Source organism: Ideonella sp. B508-1 (assembly GCF_000333615.1).
Classification (GTDB): domain Bacteria; phylum Pseudomonadota; class Gammaproteobacteria; order Burkholderiales; family Burkholderiaceae_C; genus Ideonella.
In genome coordinates this window covers 1-1,276 of sequence record NZ_BADL01000081.1, presented here as the reverse complement: position 1 = coordinate 1,276, position 1,276 = coordinate 1, and the positions used below count along the sequence as shown (strand labels likewise).

The 1,276-nt window shown below is 64.3% G+C and carries 2 protein-coding genes and 1 pseudogene; all 3 read right to left on the bottom strand.

All coding sequences use genetic code 11. The annotated features are described in order from the left end of the window. Positions 1 to 12 precede the first annotated feature (12 nt). Entirely contained in the window at positions 13 to 264 is a 252-nt protein-coding gene (locus tag I73_RS31345) for a hypothetical protein (protein WP_234409398.1), read from the bottom strand. 22 nt (positions 265 to 286) lie between these two features. Beyond that, positions 287 to 349 (bottom strand): annotated as a pseudogene (locus I73_RS33690) (DUF1294 domain-containing protein); the annotation flags it as partial. Positions 350 to 408: 59 nt separating this feature from the next. Further along, on the bottom strand, positions 409 to 1,023 hold the full coding sequence (locus tag I73_RS32300; RefSeq protein ID WP_148289670.1) for a hypothetical protein: 615 nt from the start codon (positions 1,021 to 1,023) through the stop codon (positions 409 to 411). Positions 1,024 to 1,276: the final 253 nt, after the last annotated feature.

Genomic DNA, 1,276 nt, shown 5'->3' with positions numbered 1-1,276 from the left:
GCACATAGGGCTTCAACCCCAGCGCTTGGCCACAAAGTACACCAGCACCAGAAAGACCGGAATGATCAGTGCCCGCGCCAGGGTCCAAGGCGCGGGCGCCTCGCCCCGGGGCGCAGGGGCGCTGCGCGTGCGAACCGGGTACTGCACGGCCTGCGCGCGCTTCTTGCCATTGGGGCCCAGGGCCACCTCGAAGCTCAGCACCTGACCGACCTGCGGCCGCCCGGTGCCGCCCGGTGCCGGCCGGAAAGGCCTTGATGTGGACAAAGATCTCCTGGCCGCCCTGCGTGGGCTCGATGAAGCCGAAGCCGCGGTCGTCATGCCAGGTTGTCAGGGTGCCTTCGAATCTCATGCTCTGATGGTGTGCGCCTGTGGGCAAAACCGCCCATTTCGGTGCTGGCCGGCAAGTGCTCAGTACTCGAAATGCACGCTGCGAATCTGGTCGAAGAAGGTGGAGAAGCGCCCCATCTCGTTCTCGCCGAACAAGTCGCAATTGGCTTCCACCATGCCTGTGACGCTGCCTCCACTCAGCAAGGTCACCTTGATCTGGGCCTTGGCTGTGGACGAGGTGTGACGCTCGGCCTGCAGTACCTCAAAGCCGGCCATGCGTTCAAAACCGATCGACTGCCCGCCGTCCAGCGTCAACTCGTGGTTGACCGATATGCAGTTGCTCAAGGTTTCGGCCCGCACACGGGTGGTGCTGCCATCCTTGCCCAGTACTGCGGCCTGCACCTGCGACCAGGGCTTGGTCAAAGGCGTCGGCTGGGCAGGGGAGGAGGTTGCCATGGTGGACGCAACACCGGGTGAGGCGCCTGCTGACGATGTCCCCGACGGCTTGGCTTGTTGCGTCGCTGGGGAGGCGACCCCCGCCTGAGTGGGCGCAGCGGCGGATGCCTTTTCAGCCCCTCCACTGTGTTGAACGAACAGCGCCACCAAGCCCGTGACCGCCGTGATGACGGCGGCCAAGGCGGTGAGCACCCCCGGAAGGGTTTGCCACCAACTGCCTGTCTTTTCCGTGTCGCTCATGCAAGTTGCTCCTTTGCTGCGCTGGGGTACCGCACTCAGGTAATGGCCCTGGGGTGGGCATGCGCCCGCCTTTCAGCCGTTCATCATGCCTCGGTCCAAAGTGGCTGGGCAGGATTCCCCCGTCACCCTGACAGCACCGTTGCCAGAGATACATCACAGGTCAGACCGGCAGCAGGCCAGCTCGATAACTCGTCTGTGGCACCCGTCCACGCTGAACGACCAGTTAGGCTGGCGAGCGAAGGCGCAAGGTAAA

What these genes read in the sequence shown, in the direction of transcription:
- I73_RS32300 (WP_148289670.1), bottom strand. Translation starts at nt 1,023, where the DNA reads ATGAGCGACACGGAAAAGACAGGCAGTTGGTGGCAAACCCTTCCGGGG.